Source organism: Cohnella yongneupensis (genome assembly GCF_042655785.1).
Taxonomy (GTDB): domain Bacteria; phylum Bacillota; class Bacilli; order Paenibacillales; family Paenibacillaceae; genus Cohnella; species Cohnella yongneupensis.
In genome coordinates this window covers 63,470-79,546 of the sequence record NZ_JBHSNC010000056.1, presented here as the reverse complement: position 1 = coordinate 79,546, position 16,077 = coordinate 63,470, and the positions used below count along the sequence as shown (strand labels likewise).

21 protein-coding genes are annotated in these 16,077 nt (G+C 53.4%); 2 read left to right on the top strand and 19 right to left on the bottom strand.

Annotated elements, in window-relative coordinates; all coding sequences use genetic code 11:
• Window positions 1-44 precede the first annotated feature (44 nt).
• From ACFPQ4_RS20125 to ACFPQ4_RS20045, 17 genes are all read right to left on the bottom strand, one after another.
• Window positions 45-311: a stage VI sporulation protein F gene (locus ACFPQ4_RS20125; RefSeq protein ID WP_378113696.1), complete on the bottom strand. Its 267-nt coding sequence runs from the start codon at window positions 309-311 to the stop codon at window positions 45-47.
• 120 nt (window positions 312-431) lie between these two features.
• Entirely contained in the window at window positions 432-1,478 is a 1,047-nt protein-coding gene (locus ACFPQ4_RS20120) for an NAD(P)H-dependent glycerol-3-phosphate dehydrogenase (RefSeq protein WP_378113695.1), read from the bottom strand.
• The gene (gene plsY, locus ACFPQ4_RS20115; protein ID WP_378113694.1) at window positions 1,468-2,085 is read right to left on the bottom strand and encodes a glycerol-3-phosphate 1-O-acyltransferase PlsY; all 618 of its coding nucleotides are present in this window, start codon (window positions 2,083-2,085) and stop codon (window positions 1,468-1,470) included. The genes ACFPQ4_RS20120 and plsY overlap by 11 nt, the downstream gene beginning before the upstream one ends.
• 11 nt (window positions 2,086-2,096) lie before the next feature.
• Window positions 2,097-3,419, bottom strand: a complete 1,323-nt coding sequence (gene der / locus ACFPQ4_RS20110) for a ribosome biogenesis GTPase Der (protein WP_378113693.1) — start codon at window positions 3,417-3,419, stop codon at window positions 2,097-2,099.
• Between the two features lie 73 nt (window positions 3,420-3,492).
• Entirely contained in the window at window positions 3,493-3,675 is a 183-nt protein-coding gene (locus ACFPQ4_RS20105; protein WP_378113692.1) for a capping complex subunit for YIEGIA, read from the bottom strand.
• On the bottom strand, window positions 3,668-4,540 hold the full coding sequence (locus tag ACFPQ4_RS20100; RefSeq protein ID WP_378113929.1) for a YIEGIA family protein: 873 nt from the start codon (window positions 4,538-4,540) through the stop codon (window positions 3,668-3,670). The genes ACFPQ4_RS20105 and ACFPQ4_RS20100 overlap by 8 nt, the downstream gene beginning before the upstream one ends.
• Before the next feature lie 50 nt (window positions 4,541-4,590).
• Window positions 4,591-5,220 (bottom strand): hypothetical protein, encoded by a 630-nt coding sequence (locus tag ACFPQ4_RS20095; protein WP_378113691.1) that lies wholly within the window; start codon window positions 5,218-5,220, stop codon window positions 4,591-4,593.
• 278 nt (window positions 5,221-5,498) lie between these two features.
• Entirely contained in the window at window positions 5,499-6,740 is a 1,242-nt protein-coding gene (rpsA, locus tag ACFPQ4_RS20090; RefSeq protein WP_378113690.1) for a 30S ribosomal protein S1, read from the bottom strand.
• Window positions 6,741-6,880: 140 nt separating this feature from the next.
• On the bottom strand, window positions 6,881-7,468 hold the full coding sequence (locus ACFPQ4_RS20085) for a lysophospholipid acyltransferase family protein (RefSeq protein ID WP_378113689.1): 588 nt from the start codon (window positions 7,466-7,468) through the stop codon (window positions 6,881-6,883).
• Between the two features lie 3 nt (window positions 7,469-7,471).
• Complete coding sequence (gene cmk / locus ACFPQ4_RS20080) at window positions 7,472-8,173, bottom strand: (d)CMP kinase (RefSeq protein WP_378113688.1); 702 nt, start codon at window positions 8,171-8,173, stop codon at window positions 7,472-7,474.
• A 130-nt stretch (window positions 8,174-8,303) separates the two neighbouring features.
• The gene (locus tag ACFPQ4_RS20075; RefSeq protein ID WP_378113687.1) at window positions 8,304-8,507 is read right to left on the bottom strand and encodes a hypothetical protein; all 204 of its coding nucleotides are present in this window, start codon (window positions 8,505-8,507) and stop codon (window positions 8,304-8,306) included.
• A 53-nt stretch (window positions 8,508-8,560) separates the two neighbouring features.
• Window positions 8,561-9,214 (bottom strand): flagellar brake protein, encoded by a 654-nt coding sequence (locus ACFPQ4_RS20070; RefSeq protein WP_378113686.1) that lies wholly within the window; start codon window positions 9,212-9,214, stop codon window positions 8,561-8,563.
• 126 nt (window positions 9,215-9,340) lie between these two features.
• Window positions 9,341-10,696 carry a germination protein YpeB gene (gene ypeB, locus ACFPQ4_RS20065; protein ID WP_378113685.1) on the bottom strand — a complete coding sequence of 452 codons (1,356 nt, stop codon included), beginning with the start codon at window positions 10,694-10,696 and terminating at the stop codon, window positions 9,341-9,343.
• A gap of 113 nt (window positions 10,697-10,809) precedes the next feature.
• A complete protein-coding gene (locus ACFPQ4_RS20060; protein WP_378113684.1) occupies window positions 10,810-10,968 on the bottom strand; it encodes a hypothetical protein in 159 nt (52 codons plus the stop codon).
• 52 nt (window positions 10,969-11,020) lie between these two features.
• Entirely contained in the window at window positions 11,021-11,716 is a 696-nt protein-coding gene (prsW, locus tag ACFPQ4_RS20055; protein WP_378113683.1) for a glutamic-type intramembrane protease PrsW, read from the bottom strand.
• 118 nt (window positions 11,717-11,834) lie between these two features.
• Entirely contained in the window at window positions 11,835-12,434 is a 600-nt protein-coding gene (locus ACFPQ4_RS20050; RefSeq protein WP_378113682.1) for a genetic competence negative regulator, read from the bottom strand.
• Window positions 12,435-12,623: 189 nt separating this feature from the next.
• Window positions 12,624-12,959 (bottom strand): hypothetical protein, encoded by a 336-nt coding sequence (locus tag ACFPQ4_RS20045; RefSeq protein WP_378113681.1) that lies wholly within the window; start codon window positions 12,957-12,959, stop codon window positions 12,624-12,626.
• 142 nt (window positions 12,960-13,101) lie between these two features.
• Between ACFPQ4_RS20045 and ACFPQ4_RS20040 the strand changes: the two genes are divergently transcribed.
• Complete coding sequence (locus tag ACFPQ4_RS20040) at window positions 13,102-13,992, top strand: polysaccharide deacetylase family protein (protein WP_378113680.1); 891 nt, start codon at window positions 13,102-13,104, stop codon at window positions 13,990-13,992.
• Between the two features lie 58 nt (window positions 13,993-14,050).
• On the opposite strand, the gene ACFPQ4_RS20035 is transcribed toward ACFPQ4_RS20040, so the two are convergent.
• Entirely contained in the window at window positions 14,051-14,347 is a 297-nt protein-coding gene (locus ACFPQ4_RS20035) for a hypothetical protein (RefSeq protein ID WP_378113679.1), read from the bottom strand.
• Window positions 14,344-14,940: a CPBP family intramembrane glutamic endopeptidase gene (locus tag ACFPQ4_RS20030; RefSeq protein ID WP_378113678.1), complete on the bottom strand. Its 597-nt coding sequence runs from the start codon at window positions 14,938-14,940 to the stop codon at window positions 14,344-14,346. The genes ACFPQ4_RS20035 and ACFPQ4_RS20030 overlap by 4 nt, the downstream gene beginning before the upstream one ends.
• 100 nt (window positions 14,941-15,040) lie before the next feature.
• Between ACFPQ4_RS20030 and ACFPQ4_RS20025 the strand changes: the two genes are divergently transcribed.
• Entirely contained in the window at window positions 15,041-15,961 is a 921-nt protein-coding gene (locus ACFPQ4_RS20025) for a hypothetical protein (RefSeq protein WP_378113677.1), read from the top strand.
• The last annotated feature ends 116 nt before the right edge of the window (window positions 15,962-16,077 follow it).

Genomic DNA, 16,077 nt, shown 5'->3' with positions numbered 1-16,077 from the left:
CCGCTCACGTTGAGCGGTTCTTCGCCTATTGACGGGGAAGCCCGTTACTTCTTGATCATCATTTTAACTAACGACTCAAGATTGTTCATATTCATGCCGCTGCGTTTGACGGCGTTCACGATTTCCTTGACCGTCTCCTCGGATACCGGAACTTTGGCCATCGTCGACACTTGCTTGATCAACTGGCGGATTTGCGCCTCGTTCTGAAGCGTACCCGCGTTCACTCCGCCTGCAATTTTCTTGATTTGGTTTTCGGAAATGTTTTTGCCGGTTTTTTTGTTGACCGCGCCTAAAAGATCTTTCTTGTCCATTCTTCCCCTCCTCCAGGATTTCGCTATGTATCCTATGAAGAGGAGGAGCGAGAAGTGTGGGCACTTTGCTCCCGGTAGGCCGTATGGAAAGCTTCGATCTTGCCGCTACGAAAACTTAACTTACCTAAGCCATTTCGTTCGCGAAGCCGACGCGATCTCTTCGATCTCGTGCGTCCGTTCGCGACCCATAAGCGCGCCGACGGCTTTCCCGGGTTCTTTGCCTTCGAACAGCACGGCGTACAACTGGCTCGTGATCGGCATCTCGACGCCATGACGTTCCGCGAGAATATGCCCCGCTTTCGTCGTGCGAACGCCTTCGACGACCATGCCCATGCGCTCCAACACTTCCGATAACGGAAGCCCTTGCGCCAACATCGAGCCCGCGCGCCAATTGCGGCTATGCTTGCTCGTGCACGTGCCGATCAGATCGCCGACGCCGGCAAGCCCTGCGAACGTGAGCGGATTGGCGCCTATCGCGGCGCCAAGGCGCGCGATCTCCGCCAAACCGCGCGTGACGAGCGCGGCTTTGGCGTTATCGCCGAAGCCGAGTCCGTCCGACAAGCCGGCGCCCAAAGCGATTATGTTCTTGATCGCGCCGGCCGTCTCTACGCCGATCAGATCCGGGTTCGTATAGACGCGAAAGTACGCGTCGTTCATGAACAAATCCTGAGCGGCTTCGGCGCAAGATAAGTCTTGCGCGGCAACGACGACGGTCGTCGGCTGACGTACGATAACTTCTTCCGCGTGGCTCGGTCCCGACAGAGCGACGATGCAGCTCTCGCTACGGCCCAGTTCCTCGGCAATGACGACGGACATGCGCTTTAACGTCTCCGTCTCGAAGCCTTTGGTCGCATGAATGACGAGCGCGTCTTTGTGCAAATGCGGCGCTACGAGTTTTGCAACGTCCCTCATAGCTGCCGACGGAGCGACGAACAATGCCGCTTCCGCATCCTTAACGGCTTCGGCGATATCCGTAGTCGCGCGAATGCCGGGCGGAAGCTCAGCTCCGGGCAAATATTTCGAATTACGGCGATGCTCGTTTATCTCGATAGCCTGAGCTTCGTTCCTTGTCCACAATGCGACCGAACAGCCGTTATCCGCAAGCACGCGCGCCAAAGCCGTCCCCCAGCTTCCGGCTACGAGAACGGCAACTTTCCTATGCACCATGACGCACACCTTTCTTGCCGCTGCCCAGCTTGTTCTCTGTTCCATTCATTAGCTTGACGATGTTCTTCCGGTGACGCAGAATGGCGATCGCGCCTACGAACGAAGCGCCCCATACGAAAGGAGCGTCTTTGCCGAAGACGGCGAACAGTACGGGCAACAACACCGCCAGCACTAACGAGCCAAGCGATACATAACGGGAAAGCGCGATAATGGCGATCGCCGTCAATCCGGCGATCAACGTCGGCACAAAGCCCCATATCGCGAGAGCGCCTACTGTAGTCGCAATGCCTTTGCCGCCTTTGAAGCGGAAGAAAATCGGCCAATTGTGTCCTGCGATCGCGGCTAAGCCGCAAATGACCGGAATCCAATTGTTATCGTTGCCTAGCCAATATCCGATCCCTACGGCTAAGGAGCCTTTGGCGAAATCGAGCAGGAACACGCAGAGCGCCGGCCCTTTACCGAGCACCCGAAGCGTGTTCGTCGCGCCAGCGTTACCGCTGCCGTACTGACGAATGTCGATCTTCTTCAACCACAGGGCGAACAAAATGCTGAACGAAATCGAACCTAACAAATAACCGAGTACGATAGCGACGATAGATGTGAACAATCCGGTCTCCCCTATTCCTGATCCGACTTCCGGCGCGAGAACAATCTTAACGGCGTGCCTTCGAAAGCAAATGCGGCGCGAATTTTGTTCTCCAAATACCGTTCGTAAGAGAAATGCATCAATTCAGGCTCGTTAACGAAAATAAGGATCGTCGGCGGCTTGACGGCCACTTGCGTCACGTAGTTGACCCGCAGACGTTTGCCTTTGTCCGTAGGCGGAGGCGTCATAGCTACCGCATCGGAAATAATGTCGTTAAGCACGTGCGTAGGTACGCGCATCGAATGCTGCTCGGCAACGCGATCGATGACCGGGAACAGCTTGTTAAGCCGCTGCTTCGTCTTCGCGGACAAGAACACGATCGGAGCGTACGTCATGAACAGGAAGTGATCGCGGATGTTCGTGGTGAACCGCTGCATCGTCTTGTCGTCTTTCTCGACGACGTCCCATTTGTTGACGACGAAAATGGCAGCTTTGCCGTTCTCGTGCGCGTAACCTGCGATGTGCTTATCCTGCTCGATGATGCCTTCCTCGCCGTTGATGACGACGAGAACGACGTCGGCGCGTTCGATCGCTTTCATCGACCGCATGACGCTGTACTTCTCGGTAGACTCGTACACTTTGCCGCGTTTGCGCATGCCCGCGGTATCGATCAAAACATACTTCTGGCCGTCTTTTTCGAACGGGGTATCGATAGCGTCGCGGGTCGTGCCGGCGACTTCGCTGACGATGACTCTCTCTTCGCCGAGAATCGCGTTGACGAGCGACGACTTGCCTACGTTAGGCCGGCCGATCAATGCGACTTTGATTACATCATCCTCGTATTCGTCTTCCACCGTCGGAGGAAGCTTGTGCACGGCGGCGTCGAGCAAATCCCCGATGCCTGTGCCATGCGATCCGGAAAGCGCGACGGGATCGCCGAAGCCGAGCGAGTAAAACTCGTAAATATCGTCCATGCGTTGCAGGTTGTCGACTTTGTTCACGCCTAATACGACGGGTTTGCCCGAACGGAACAATATTTGCGCGACTTCCTCGTCCGCGTTCGTGATGCCGGCTTTGGCATCCACCATGAATATGATCACATCGGCTTCTTCGATAGCGAGCTCGGCCTGCATTCTGATCGAACGCAGCAGGCTGTCTTCTCCTTCGATTTCGATGCCTCCGGTATCTATGACGCTGAAATTGCGTCCGATCCATTCGCCAATGCCGTAGATGCGGTCGCGCGTGACGCCCGGCTTATCTTCGACAATGGCAAGCCGGTCGCCAATAATCCGGTTAAAAATCGTAGACTTGCCTACGTTAGGTCTGCCTACGATGGCGATAACGGGTCGTGCCATAAAAATTCACTCCTCAGTTAAAAACACTCACAACCTTCATCATAACAAAAATTCGATAGATTGGCTAACTTTCTCAAGATTTTCGATTAACGATTATGAAAAGATCTTCGTGCACCTCGTGCGCGGCGCAATCCAATACTTTCTCGAGCAGGTGGGAAATGCGCTGCAAATCTTCGCGATCTTCCGCGATGAAGATCGGCGCCCCGCCGGCTACGCTTCCTTGTTTCGTCGTAATTACGCCTACGATATTAGCCATGGGCGTTGCCCTCCGTGCTCTTGCGGTTCGCCTCCGTGGGCATTCTCACGGCCGCTTCCAGCAAAGGCACGCCACTTACGGCTTTATAAGCTTTGTCCGTGTCCTTCTCCCGAGGCAACACGAGCAAACCAAGCTTTCCGCTTCGAAGACCGAGCTTGCCGATCGGCAAAAGCGCGGGGTCTCCGTCATCTCGATAGACGCCGAGACGTGTCGAGACGTCGTGTAAAATCGCTTGCCGCTGTCCCAGGTTGGCGAGCGTAACGCGCGCGTCGTCGTTTTTCGGCGTGAGAATGAACCCCATTCCTTCTTCCCGAATGATGTCCCGGTTTTCGTCCAAGCCTACGTTCATAATGTACACGTCCCCCACGTAGAGGTTAGGACCGTCCAAGCGGACTTCCGCGCGCTCGACTGTCGCGATATGGGCGATCGTCGTTCCTCGCATGAAACGTAACACGACTAGGATCGTCAGCGCCCCTGCGATCAGCCCGCCCCACCATGAGAACATCATGACGGACAAGCTGACGAGAAACGCTGCGAATATCGACAAGTAGTTGCGCCCTTCGAACACGACAGCGATTCCTTCTATGTAAGCGGCGCCACGGGGGACAAGCTCGTAATGATCGATGGCGTTCAGCGTGTTCCGCTCCATATTGCGAACCTCGCGGAATTGCTGCGCGGCAAGCGCAAGGAACGTGAAAGCCGCATAATCCTTGTCGTACAATGCGGGCACCGAAACAGCGCCAAGCGCACTGGCGATCAGTCCTAGCGCAATATGGATAATTCTGCCGTGCGGGTATGCCGGATATTGCCGGTAATCGCTGCGGAGCATGAGCAGTCTCGCCGTCATTCCGAAAGCCGTCCCCATGATTACGCCGGTCAAATCTTTATGTTGCGTAAACCAGTCCCAGCTAAGGTTCAAGAACGTTCCCCTCCTCTTCTCCAGCCGATTCTTTGCTCGCGATGGCGTTTAACCCGAGCAAACATTTGCATGATTGCGGCACATAACCTAGCGAACAGCACCGCAATCCACCAATTTCGCATCCATTCGAGCGAGTGGCCGGATACGACCGCTCCGGCGTGGCCGACGACGATGGCGGTCACGCTTTCGCTAATCGCTATGGCTACGGATAACGAGAGCAATTGCGCGGGCGCATCGCGCAGCAAAATCGCCGCCAGCCCGCCGATCAAGATCGCCGCTCCCCAAGGAGCGGCAATCTGCGACCAATCGAACGGAAAGTACGATAGGCGATGCAACAGCAAGTAGATCGATCCGAACAATAGGCCCGCGGAGACAGACGTCCACCTCCAAGACGCTTCCATTTTCCAGGCTACCGCGAAAATCAGCGCAAGCGTCCATACCCAAGCACCATGAAGCGATACGGATGAAGTTAGCGGTAAGCTCCACCCCATGAACAGCGGCCAACCCGACAGGAAAATCGCCACGGCGCGATGCGGAATGCCATCGGCAGCTTCCTCTTTCCAGCCGCTCCACCATAGGATGACGGTCGCCAGCCATAAGATCACCGCTCCGAATACGGGCGACATTCTCCCACCTCCTTGTCCTTAGTATGTGCCGGAGCGAAAGGAAACCATGCCCTTAATGTCCACTAATCGATGGAACTTGCGCGGAAACAACAATCGCGGCACAAAAACGTCCTTGCACGCGCAGTTCCAGCGGTGTCGCCTCAACGACAAAAAGGCGTCCATCGTTCCGGTTCGATTCCGGAATGAAAGACGCCTACGTAAATTTTCTCTTCTTTCCATTCTAACGAAATAGACCGCGGAAGATTGCTCTCCCGCGGTCCCCAGATGTGCTATTCTGCTTACTTGAATTTGCTAAGCTTGTCGCCGAATTTCTCGCCGAGGTTGAAGCTCATGTTCTCGACCGGAGGAAGATTCGACTCTTCTCTCGGCGCGCGAGGACCACGAGGTCCGCGCGAATCGCGTGAGTCGCGTTCTTCGCGTTCAGGACGAGCAGGCGCTTCTTCGGTCTCTTTAATGGAGAGCGATACGCGCTTCTCGGCAGGGTTGAAGTCAAGCACTTTCGCTTTAACTTCTTGCCCTTCCTTCAGCACTTCGAAAGGCGTCGCGATGTGGCGATGCGCGATTTGGGAAATGTGAACGAGTCCTTCTACACCCGGAGCGATTTCGACGAATGCGCCGAAGCTCACGAGACGTTTGACTACGCCCGTTACGATTTCGCCGATTTTGAATTGGCCGGAAGCCGATTCCCAAGGGCCTGGTTGAGCCGCTTTGATGCTCAGCGAAATTTTGCCGAGGGATGGATCAACCTTCAGCACTTTAACTTTAACGCTTTGACCTTCAGCCACGACATCGCTAGGATGCGCAACGTGTTGCCAAGCCATTTCGGATACGTGTACAAGGCCATCGATGCCGCCGATATCCACGAACGCGCCGAACGGCGTCAGGCGCTGAACGGTACCTTCGAGGACGGAACCCGGTTGCAGGTTGCCCATGATTTGTTGCTTATTCGCTTCGTAGTCGGCATCCAGAACGTCTTTCGCGGACAGGATGACTTTGTTGTTCTCGCGGTCGATTTCTTTGACCTTAACGCGAAGCGTACGGCCTTTGTAACCCGCGAAATCCTCGACGAAATGACGCTCGACCATCGAAGCCGGAATGAATCCGCGAACGCCTACGTCAGCGACCAAACCGCCTTTGACGACGTCGGTTACGACGACTTCGAACGCCGCGCCGCTATCGAACTTAGCTTGAAGTTCGTCCCATGCGCGCGGGCTGTCGATTTGACGTTTGGACAAGACGAGCGATTCTTTCGCGTCGTTGATGCTGACGATCTTAGCTTCTACTTCTTGGCCGATCATAACGGCATCGGAAGCATTCTCCAAGTTCACGGACGACAATTCGCGAAGCGGAATGACTCCGTCGTATTTATACCCAAGGCTAACGTAAGCTTGGTTATCCTCGATTTTGACGACCGTACCTTTGACGGTGTCCCCTTTCTTCAAGGTCACGAGATTTTCCAATGCGTCTTGAGCCGCTGGTTCAGCGGCTGCCGTTTCCTGGACGTTAATTTCTTCAGACATGAAAATTACCTCCTCAATTCTACCCCAACTTTATTTAAACCCGCGCTTGCGGTGCTTAAATCAACTTTATCCTTAAACATGAGAACCAAATAATACCTATAGTATGAGGGATTGTCACGCGAAACATGCATGTATGAGTGCTAGGATGCCGGTTGCCGCGTCTCGACCATCTCGCGGATGCGAGACATGATGAGCTCGGTCGCCACTTCCATGCTCTCCGACGTGCCTTGTTCGGCGAAAGGCGCCATATCGATCGGGGCTCCGTAGATCGCGGTCATCTTCCTGAAAATCTTGTATTTGCCGACGATAGCGACCGGGACGACTTGCGCCCTTGCGCGAACCGCCATCGTTACCGCGCCGCGCTTACCCATTCCGACGTTCTCGTTGCGGGTGCCTTCGGGGAAGATGCCCATCACTTTGCCTTCTTCGAGCAGCGTAATCGCCGTCCGAATCGCTTCCTTGCTTACCCCGCCGCGCTTAACCGGAAACGCGCCTAACGAGCGGATCAGCCGGCCGAGCAACGGGACGTTGAACAATTCGGCTTTGGCCATATAATGTACTTTGCGAGGCACCCAAGCTCCCAAGGTGATAGGATCGAGCACGCTCTTATGGTTGCTGCAGAGTACGACCGGTCCGTCTAGCGGGATGTTCTTGATTCCTCGCGCTTCCAGCCGGAACAACAACCAGCACAGAACCCGGACGATAGCCCTGCAAATCCGATATAACATAATTTACTTCTCCTCCATCGAAATGGTTCTTGCAATGGCAAGTCCCCATTGTACGATTTCTTCGGCAACCTCGTCTATCGATCGACCCGTAGAGTCGATTAATCGCGCGTCCTGCGCCCGAAGGAGGGGGGCTATCTCTCTTTCCTGATCCAATCTGTCGCGCTCCGCGATTTCTCGCTCCAATTGGTCCAGCGTAATGCCGGGATTGTCGCCGAGCTCCCGATATCTGCGGGTTGCCCGTTCTCTCGGAGTAGCGGTGAGGAACACTTTAAGCTCCGCATCCGGCAACACGTGCGTACCGATATCGCGACCGTCCATGACGACGCCTTTGGCCATAGCCATGCGACGCTGCAGATCGGCCATCTGCTTCCTTACGCTCACGAGTCTGGCTATGTAGGAAACGTTGCGATTGATGTCTAACGTTCTTAGAAGCGGACTCACGTCTTGACCGTTAACGAGCACGAGCTGCGCTTCCTTGCCGGGAAGCAACACGATATCTAGCTCGCGTGCCAGCTTGCCGACGCTAACGTCGTCATCCATGGATAGTCCGGCTTCGATCGCCTTAAGCGTTACCGCGCGGTACATTGCACCGGTATCGACGTAGATGTACGCAAGATCGCGGGCGACCATTCTGGCAACGGTGCTCTTCCCCGCTCCCGCCGGTCCGTCGATGGCGATATTGATTCTAGCTGCTTCGTGATTCATATGCGAACAACCGGCCTCCTACACGCGACACAAACACAAGCCCAAAGAAAAAATAGGCAGGCTCAGCCTGCTGCGATTGAGAAAATTATACCACAGCGAAAATGGAGATGCAAAAACAAGCCTATGCGAATTAAGGCGCGATGCCCGGAAACGGCACGCCTTCCGATTCGTCCGTCGTCGTCATCCAGTAGCGTACGGCTGGAAACTGCAGCACGAGCTGAGACAGACAGAGAAGGATCGCCAAAATCAAAATGCCTCTTCGTAAATAACGCTCGATTCGATCCGACCAAGCCGAAAAATCGGGCTCCGGATTGCCGTTATGCGACTGCTTCACTTGTTCCTCCCGGCTTTCTAAGCCAGTAGGCAGCGAAGGCTAGCCGCTCCCGGCTACTCTTTGCGCTTGTCCAACTGGCGTTCGAAGCAATAACGAATAATTTTTTGCTGATCCGAGTCGACGATCTCCTTGAACCGCATCATAACCAGATGCCTGTCCGGTTCGACCGGCATAACCCTTACGACTTCGCCGTCGAATCCTGCATGCGCGATCGATCCGCCCTTATAACTCAATAGTAGCCAGCAATTGACTACCATATTCGGGACGATCGGCCATCTGCGTTCGCAAATGAACGATACGCCTCCGCCGCCGACATCCTCGGTAATCGCGACGAACCGCATTTTGTCGCCGATCTTGACGGCCAGCTCCAAATTCGCTTCTACGCGAAGGAAGCTGCGTCGTTGATCCTTCGTTATCTCGTCGAGTTCCGGCTTGCGAATCGAGACGAGATTAACGCCGTCTTTACGGAATCCGGTCACTTGCGTCTGGAATAAGTGCTTGACCCCTTCGGCGGTGAAAAAATAAAGCTGCAGCGTCTCGCCTTGCTGTGCGCGGTAATAACGTCTGCTTTTCTCGTCGAGCGGAACTTCGATAAAGATGTTGCTCGCGTTCAGATCCGCTACGCGCGAACGCAACGTGATCGGTTGAGCTCCCTCTTGTTCCGAGACCGGCTGTATGTACATCGTCTGATTGATTTTCGGAAGCACCCGCAACCCTCCAACAGCAGCTTATGGATCGGTAAATGTTACCGCCCTATTATAGCATGGCTGAGACAGGTTGGGTATGGAAAGAGGGACTGCCCCTCGTCGTTCGTCAGGGCAGTCCCTTTCCTGTTATTTGTAGATCGGCTTCGCGCCGTCCGGTATTTCTTCGATCGTCTCTTCGGTTCCGTTATCCGCGTTCATGAAGATGCGGTAATTTCTATCGTTGATCTTCCCGATGAATTCGTGGCACAGCACGAGCTTTTGCATGTCGTTCTCGATGACGGCTTGTCTGTATTCTTGAATTCTGAAGTCCGGATTCAGACCTTTTTGCGCTTGTTCCTTCGTCACCTTCGGCTTGCCCGGCGTTAGCAACTTAGGCGCGAAGACGTGGTCCGAAGCCTGTAAGCCAACGACTTCACCGTTGTCGAGCGCGACGCGAACGGTGACTTTGTCCGGGTAAAAGCGCACGTTGTCGATCGCCTTCACGAACGTGAACACCGCGACATGATCGTATTCGTCGTAAGTAACGGGCGTCATCGACTTGTAATCGTGGCGCAGCAAAAACTGAGAAGCCTTATTACGCGCCGTATCGAAATTCAGCTTACGGCTTTTGACGGCTCGCGAGTTCAAGTACCAGAGCAGGTTGCCGCCCTTACGCGTATAATCCAGCTCGGTGGTCGATCCCCCGGTGCCGGCTATCGTAACCGAGTATGCCGGCAAATCCGTTTTGCTGCCGGCTTCCGTTACTTTAGGCTCTTTGCCCGCTCCGCTGGCCCCAAGGAAATCGAGCGCCTTCTTCTTGATTTGCTCCGCCGTCATGTCCTTGCCCTGCAAGCCTTTGGCAGATCTTATGCGATCGGTCGAGAGCGCCGACGGCCCCCATTCGTTCTCCGGATATTCGCCCATCTGCTTGTCCATCGCTTTGAAGCCGTCGATAATCGTGTTGTCGTGGGGCGTATTTTCGCTCGCCATCGCGATTTCGACGTCCATCCAGCGCAAATGATCGGAAATGACCGCCTCTTGTATGGTACCGAGCTCTTTATTCACCGTGCCGGCCGCCGTATATAAACTTTTCATCATTTTGAGCTCTTGCTGGGTTAGCGGTTGTTTCGTCAAATCCCTGACCGCTGTCTGATACGCGAAGTTATTGATTCTCGAGAGGAACTGCTCCGCCTTATTGAACGGCAGCAATGCAAGCGGAAGCTGATTGATCTCGTTTTGCGCTTGGCTCGTGAGCCGCCATACATTCACTAGTCCTTTGCGCTGCATGCCTTGCGACGTCGCGGATACGGCTAGCGTCTGGCCTAGCTCGTCGTACAGACGGTCCATATGGTGGTTCAGGTCATGGAACGCGCGCTGATACTGATTTTCCGCCTTGATGAGTATCGCATTCTTCTCTTGATGCTCCTGGTAACCCCAGACGATCGAACCGATCAGAACGATCACTGCGATCGGAAACAAAATTGAACTTAAACGTCTATACATGCAAAAGCCGACCCCTTTCATTCCCAATCTTGCGGTTGCCGTTAGTTTGGGAAGAAGGCATCTGCTTTATTCGCGTTCCGTGGAAAACCCAACCACCGCTCCGTATAATGCGGTTATAAATTTTCCTCCTCGATCATCAAATCGTCCGCGTTGCTGCAGATGCACATCCGAAAGCCGGTATCGACCCGCCCGCGTTCCTTGCGTCCGCGCAAAATAAATTTTTCGTTGCATTTGTTGCATCGAATAATGACTTTAACCCGCTGTGACAGCATGCTTCTCCCCCACTGTGCAATCGGAATCTTCCAGACAGTATGGACGGATTCGTTACGATTTAATCTCTTCTTCCCGCTTTAATAGCCTGAAAGGCGAGATAGCGTTCGCGCGATTGACGTGACGGATGCTGCCGAACCAAAGCAGGAACATAAATGGCACAACTAGCCAAATCCAAGTTTGCGAGACGGACATCATCAAATAATCGTAAATGCCGTGCCAGAGCAAAGGCAACAACAAGGCAAGCCACAAATGCAACCGAACTTTGCGACCGGTCGAGAACTTAGCCCGTCCGAGCGAATAGCCCATGAATACGCCGAATAGTGCGTGACCCGACACCGGCAGCAACGCGCGGATCATTAACGTATGGAACGTCGCGGGCTGAAGGAACGCATACAATACGTTCTCCAGCGTAGCGAAACCTAGCGAGACGGCCACCGCATACACGATCCCGTCATAGGGCTCGTCGAATTCGGTATGATTAAAAATAATATGATAAAGGACGAACCACTTGAAAAACTCTTCGACTCCGGCTGATATGACAAAGGAAAACGTGAACGGGGATTCCCCCCACATCATCGTTAAGCCGCGTTGCACGATCATGATCGGGAGAACGATCAGCGCGCCGGTCAAGAACAGCTTCACGATCATCGGCAACGGCTCGGCGTCGTAGCGGTCTTTCCAATAGAAATACGCGAGCAACGCGATGCCCGGCGCAATCGCCGCGGCGAGTACCGAGACTAATAGCATGTTCCGTTCTCCCTCCTTTTCTTCCTCCCATTATAACAGCAATACGAGGGGGATAAAAAAAGAACATTTTGCGAAAGGTGCCACTTTTCGCAAAATGTTCTTTTAAATTATGGAAACATTAATCAACGAAAGTCGTCGCTAGGACTTGAATGGCGTTCGAGGCGATAATCACCTTGCCGTATTCTTCAAGAACGGCCGGCGTTACCGACGTTGCTTCGCCATACTCGGCCAACACTGCGATCAGGGCGTGGTAGCCCGAGCTTTCGAGCCCTGCAGGGTCGAACGCGAGTATCCAGTGATTCTGGTATCGATACATCCGGCCTTCCTCGGTGAATCGGCTTGCAAGCGTCTTCGCCGCGCCGATAGCATCTTCGATATCCCTGAATCGATATATTATGGCTTCGCTTTGCTCAAGCGTCACTTCGAGTTCGTATACTTCTTCTTCGTCTTCGGTCTGCGCACCCGATTCGCGTTCGAGCTTTCCGCGCGTTACGATGACGACCATGCCTTGTGCCGGCATCCCGAATACTTCGACGGCAAGCGGTCCGGATGCATCGAAACCAAGCTCGCTATAAGCCTGATCCATCATCTCGCTGAACAGCTCGTGGACTTTCGGAATTTCTCGCCACATGTCTTCTTTCTGGATCCCGCGCTCCGATAAATCATCGAACGTGAGAAATATACGAATTTTGTCTTGGCTCAGCCGCTCCATCCTCATGACAGGATCCTCCTTCTGTGGGTGATAACAGCTTATGAATAAGCATATAATACGTGAATGAAAGTTACTTGGTAACATGTTATCACTTCTCCCATCGAAATGCACTAGGGAAAACCCTCAATAAACAAAAAAACGGCACCGTTTCCCATGCTGGGAACGGTGCCGAGCTGCTTGCTTATGCTTAAAAAATCAAATGCGGTCTTGGCCGTTTTGCTCGAGAATCGCGTTAATCTGTTCGGTCACTTTAGGGTCTTTGGAAGCCAAAAGGCTTACTTTGCTCAAGTCTTCGTTATCCTCGTCGAAAGCGTGTTCCGAGTGATTCGACGATGACGATGAACGTTTGGCGCTGCCGCCGAATTTCATATTCAGCGCTTTCCCGATCATCTCGTCCTTCATGTCGTTCATCCGGCTTTTCATGTTTTGTCCCATGCTGGCCGCGACCGCGGACATCATCTGGTTGCGTTGAATCATCATTACGATTGCGGCGCCCGCCAATCCGCCCATCACGAAAGTCCCGATTTTCATCTGCCCACCTCCTTGATGCTTTTATTGTGACCGCTTGTCGCTAGGTCATGCCCCGCAAATTAAGGAAGCAGGCTTATGTCGAACGATGGGGAATTATGATACAATCGAGCGGATAAAGCATAGGATGTGGAGGAATTACACCATGAAACGTACAATGATAGCCGCAAGCTCGGCGGTACTGATGTTAAGTCTCGCCGCATGCGGCAACGGCACGAACACGCCGAACGCATCTTCCACTCCTTCTCCTGCCGTAACGTCTACGATTCCGGCAGAGCCGGCGCAAAGCACCCAGGCTCCCGTAACGACACCCGAGCCCAGCGCCATCGCTACCGAACAACCCAGTCCATCGCCGTCTCCGTCCGCTTCGCCCGAAGAGCAGACGGTCGCTCTCACATACCGCATGACCAAAGCGTATCGTATCGTGCCGATCGACAAGGACAAGACGCCGAGCAAAGTGGCCCTGCTAACGTTCGACGACGGCCCGAAGGAAGAAGCGACGTTAAAACCGCTCCTGGATACGCTCGATAAGCATCATGCGAAAGCGATCTTTTTCGTTAACGGCTACCGCGTGAAGGCGCACCCGGAATTGCTCAAAGAAATCGACGAGCGGGGCCAAGTCATCGGCAACCATTCCTGGGATCATATCGAGCTTGGCAAAGAGAAGCCCGAGAAAGTCAAAGAGCAAATCGGCAAAGTCCAGGATATCGTCAAGGAAGTAACCGGCAAAACGCCGATTTTCTTCCGTCCGCCCTTCGCTTCCGGCAACGACAGCGTTCATCAGATCGCGAAAGATTACGGCCTTCTCTATATGACTTGGTCCAACGGCTCGCTCGATTGGGACATGAGCAAGATCAAGCTCGAGAAACGCCCGCAAGCGGTTATCGACAACGTCATGGATCAACTGCACGAGGGCAGCAATATCCTGATGCACGAGCTTCCTTGGACCGGGGAAACGCTTGATAACCTGCTAACGCAGCTCGAACAAAAAGGCTATTCCTTCGTCGATCCGAACGCGATCGATCCGACTAAGTAACACGACAAAGGCCGCCGTAACCGTCATCCCATGACGATTGCAGCGGCCTTTCTTCTATTTATCCCCCATGCGCTTTGCGTCCCCACCAGAACAGTCCGGCTACGAGAAGCGTGAACAATATGACGAGCGTCAAGTAGAACCATCGCGAAAGCTGGCTGCGCTTCGGGAGATGAATGACCGCGCGGGGAGGCATGCCCGTCTCCGACAAGCCGGACAGCGCGGCTTCCTCCGCGATGGCGGCTTCGAGCTCCGCGATCGTCAGCTTGTCCCCGGTCTGCTTGCTATCGCTTGCCGCATGTTTCTTGGCTTCGACATACGTTTGCCAAACTGAAGATTTGTCCTCGTTCTCGCTCATGCTTTCTCCCTCCGCAATCGAATGATGGATCCCATCACGAAATCGATTAAAAAATGCGCCACGATCGGCGTCCAAATCGTTCCGGTGTGCGTCATCGTCCAGCCTAAGCCGTAACTGATCGAGAACACGAGACCCGTAGGCACCCAATGGCGCAAGTAGCGAACATGGATCGCAGCGAACAATATGCTCGTCCAGTAGGCTCCGAACGCATGTTGGACGGCTCCTCTGAACAGCAGCTCTTCGCAGATGCCTATAATGAACGAAAGAATCGCGATATGCCAAATCGGGCGCCCGCGAAACATGCGTTCGTTAATGCCACCGTCGTCTTGCGCCTCATCCGGCACGAAGCGCGAGATGCCGAGATTCACGATCATTACCGCAATCGCGAGACCTCCGCCCCAAAGGGCAAATTCCCACGTTCGCGGAAGTTCGAATAAACGAATTACGTTTCTACCCTGCAATAATACGACGATTAATCCGATAATAAAAGTAAGCGCCTGCGTCATGTACAAATTAAGCAGTAACATTCTGTCGCTTAATTGGTCGACGGTAACTTTGCGAAACCTGATTTTGCGAATGTCGAATTTTTTCATTTTACCTCGAAAGATACAGAATTTTGTATATTCAACACTTATGATTTTTTCTATACTTAGACTACCTATCTCAATTAGACCGTTGTCAAAGGAGCAGCCGATGGAAAAGCGTCTTAATCGATCAGATCTTATTTTCTCACTAGCGTTTCTACTCATGCTCGTCATCGCGGTAGGCGCCTTCTTCTACGGCGTCAAGGTGGGCACTGACCGCGTGGAGTCGAAATACGCTGCCCCGAACGAACCGGAACCGACCGCGCCGGTTATGCCGAATGCGTACCAACAGCAAGATCTCGTCTCGTTCTATCATACCGTATTTTTGCCTTACCGTGAATTTCAGAACGATTGGTTCGATGCCCAGCGCAAATGGCTGTCCGACTCTACATTGGACCGTGCCGGTTATTTGGACCAACTAAAGAAATCCGCCATGAAGCAATACGACGCCATCAAGAAAGTCAGCGTCTCCAATTCGTCTCCTTTATTGGTAGATGCTCAGACGAGCTACTTGAAAAGCCTGAAGCTGTTCTCCGACAGCTTCTCCGATCTCGCGAAGAACGCAAACAACTTAAGTGCGGACGCCTTCATCCAAGAAGTGAACGCGAACGCCTATTACAAAGAAGGCCGCATCCAAGCGCTTACCGGACAAGGTAACTATTACGACTCCATGCTGAAATGGGCAGCGATGATCGATACGGACTTGCCTGCGGAATACGAGAGCCCGGACATTCTTAGCATCGCCAAGTGGAAACAACTTCCGTTGATCATCAAGATCAAAGTTTCCGCGGACTACTTGTCCACGCAATCGGAAATGAAAGAGTTCAGCCCGCAAGATTTAACGGCTAAAATCGACGACTTCATCAATTCCGGACAAGCCGAGAAGCGGAAGCTGAAGAGCTTCAGCGCGATCGCCGAGCTGCTCACGAGCACGGACGGCGTTCGCAACGGCGATTTCCTCCAAATGAAGTCGCGTTTTTACGAGAACGAGCAGCTGCCTCAGCTCCCGTTCTTCTTCTCGGATAATTGAGCATTACGTGTCTAAATGATTAATGTTGCACTTTTCTCATTGCAATGCCCGTACCCTTGCTATAAAATAGTAAAGGTTATGGGAACCGGAAATGTGCTTCAAAGTGAATGCATTGT

Bases quoted from the DNA above. Each gene is read 5' to 3' on its own strand.
- ACFPQ4_RS20040 (WP_378113680.1), top strand. From the start codon at position 13,102: ATGAAACGTACAATGATAGCCGCAAGCTCGGCGGTACTGATGTTAAGT.
- ACFPQ4_RS20025 (WP_378113677.1), top strand. From the start codon at position 15,041: ATGGAAAAGCGTCTTAATCGATCAGATCTTATTTTCTCACTAGCGTTT.
- ACFPQ4_RS20030 (WP_378113678.1), bottom strand. From the start codon at position 14,940: ATGAAAAAATTCGACATTCGCAAAATCAGGTTTCGCAAAGTTACCGTC.
- ACFPQ4_RS20100 (WP_378113929.1), bottom strand. From the start codon at position 4,540: ATGGGGACGGCTTTCGGAATGACGGCGAGACTGCTCATGCTCCGCAGC.
- ACFPQ4_RS20035 (WP_378113679.1), bottom strand. From the start codon at position 14,347: ATGAGCGAGAACGAGGACAAATCTTCAGTTTGGCAAACGTATGTCGAA.
- ACFPQ4_RS20125 (WP_378113696.1), bottom strand. From the start codon at position 311: ATGGACAAGAAAGATCTTTTAGGCGCGGTCAACAAAAAAACCGGCAAA.
- rpsA (WP_378113690.1), bottom strand. From the start codon at position 6,740: ATGTCTGAAGAAATTAACGTCCAGGAAACGGCAGCCGCTGAACCAGCG.
- ACFPQ4_RS20105 (WP_378113692.1), bottom strand. From the start codon at position 3,675: ATGGCTAATATCGTAGGCGTAATTACGACGAAACAAGGAAGCGTAGCC.
- ACFPQ4_RS20045 (WP_378113681.1), bottom strand. From the start codon at position 12,959: ATGAAAATCGGGACTTTCGTGATGGGCGGATTGGCGGGCGCCGCAATC.
- ACFPQ4_RS20050 (WP_378113682.1), bottom strand. From the start codon at position 12,434: ATGAGGATGGAGCGGCTGAGCCAAGACAAAATTCGTATATTTCTCACG.
- ACFPQ4_RS20095 (WP_378113691.1), bottom strand. From the start codon at position 5,220: ATGTCGCCCGTATTCGGAGCGGTGATCTTATGGCTGGCGACCGTCATC.
- ypeB (WP_378113685.1), bottom strand. From the start codon at position 10,696: ATGTATAGACGTTTAAGTTCAATTTTGTTTCCGATCGCAGTGATCGTT.
- der (WP_378113693.1), bottom strand. From the start codon at position 3,419: ATGGCACGACCCGTTATCGCCATCGTAGGCAGACCTAACGTAGGCAAG.
- ACFPQ4_RS20120 (WP_378113695.1), bottom strand. From the start codon at position 1,478: ATGGTGCATAGGAAAGTTGCCGTTCTCGTAGCCGGAAGCTGGGGGACG.
- ACFPQ4_RS20060 (WP_378113684.1), bottom strand. From the start codon at position 10,968: ATGCTGTCACAGCGGGTTAAAGTCATTATTCGATGCAACAAATGCAAC.
- cmk (WP_378113688.1), bottom strand. From the start codon at position 8,173: ATGAATCACGAAGCAGCTAGAATCAATATCGCCATCGACGGACCGGCG.
- ACFPQ4_RS20085 (WP_378113689.1), bottom strand. From the start codon at position 7,468: ATGTTATATCGGATTTGCAGGGCTATCGTCCGGGTTCTGTGCTGGTTG.
- prsW (WP_378113683.1), bottom strand. From the start codon at position 11,716: ATGCTATTAGTCTCGGTACTCGCCGCGGCGATTGCGCCGGGCATCGCG.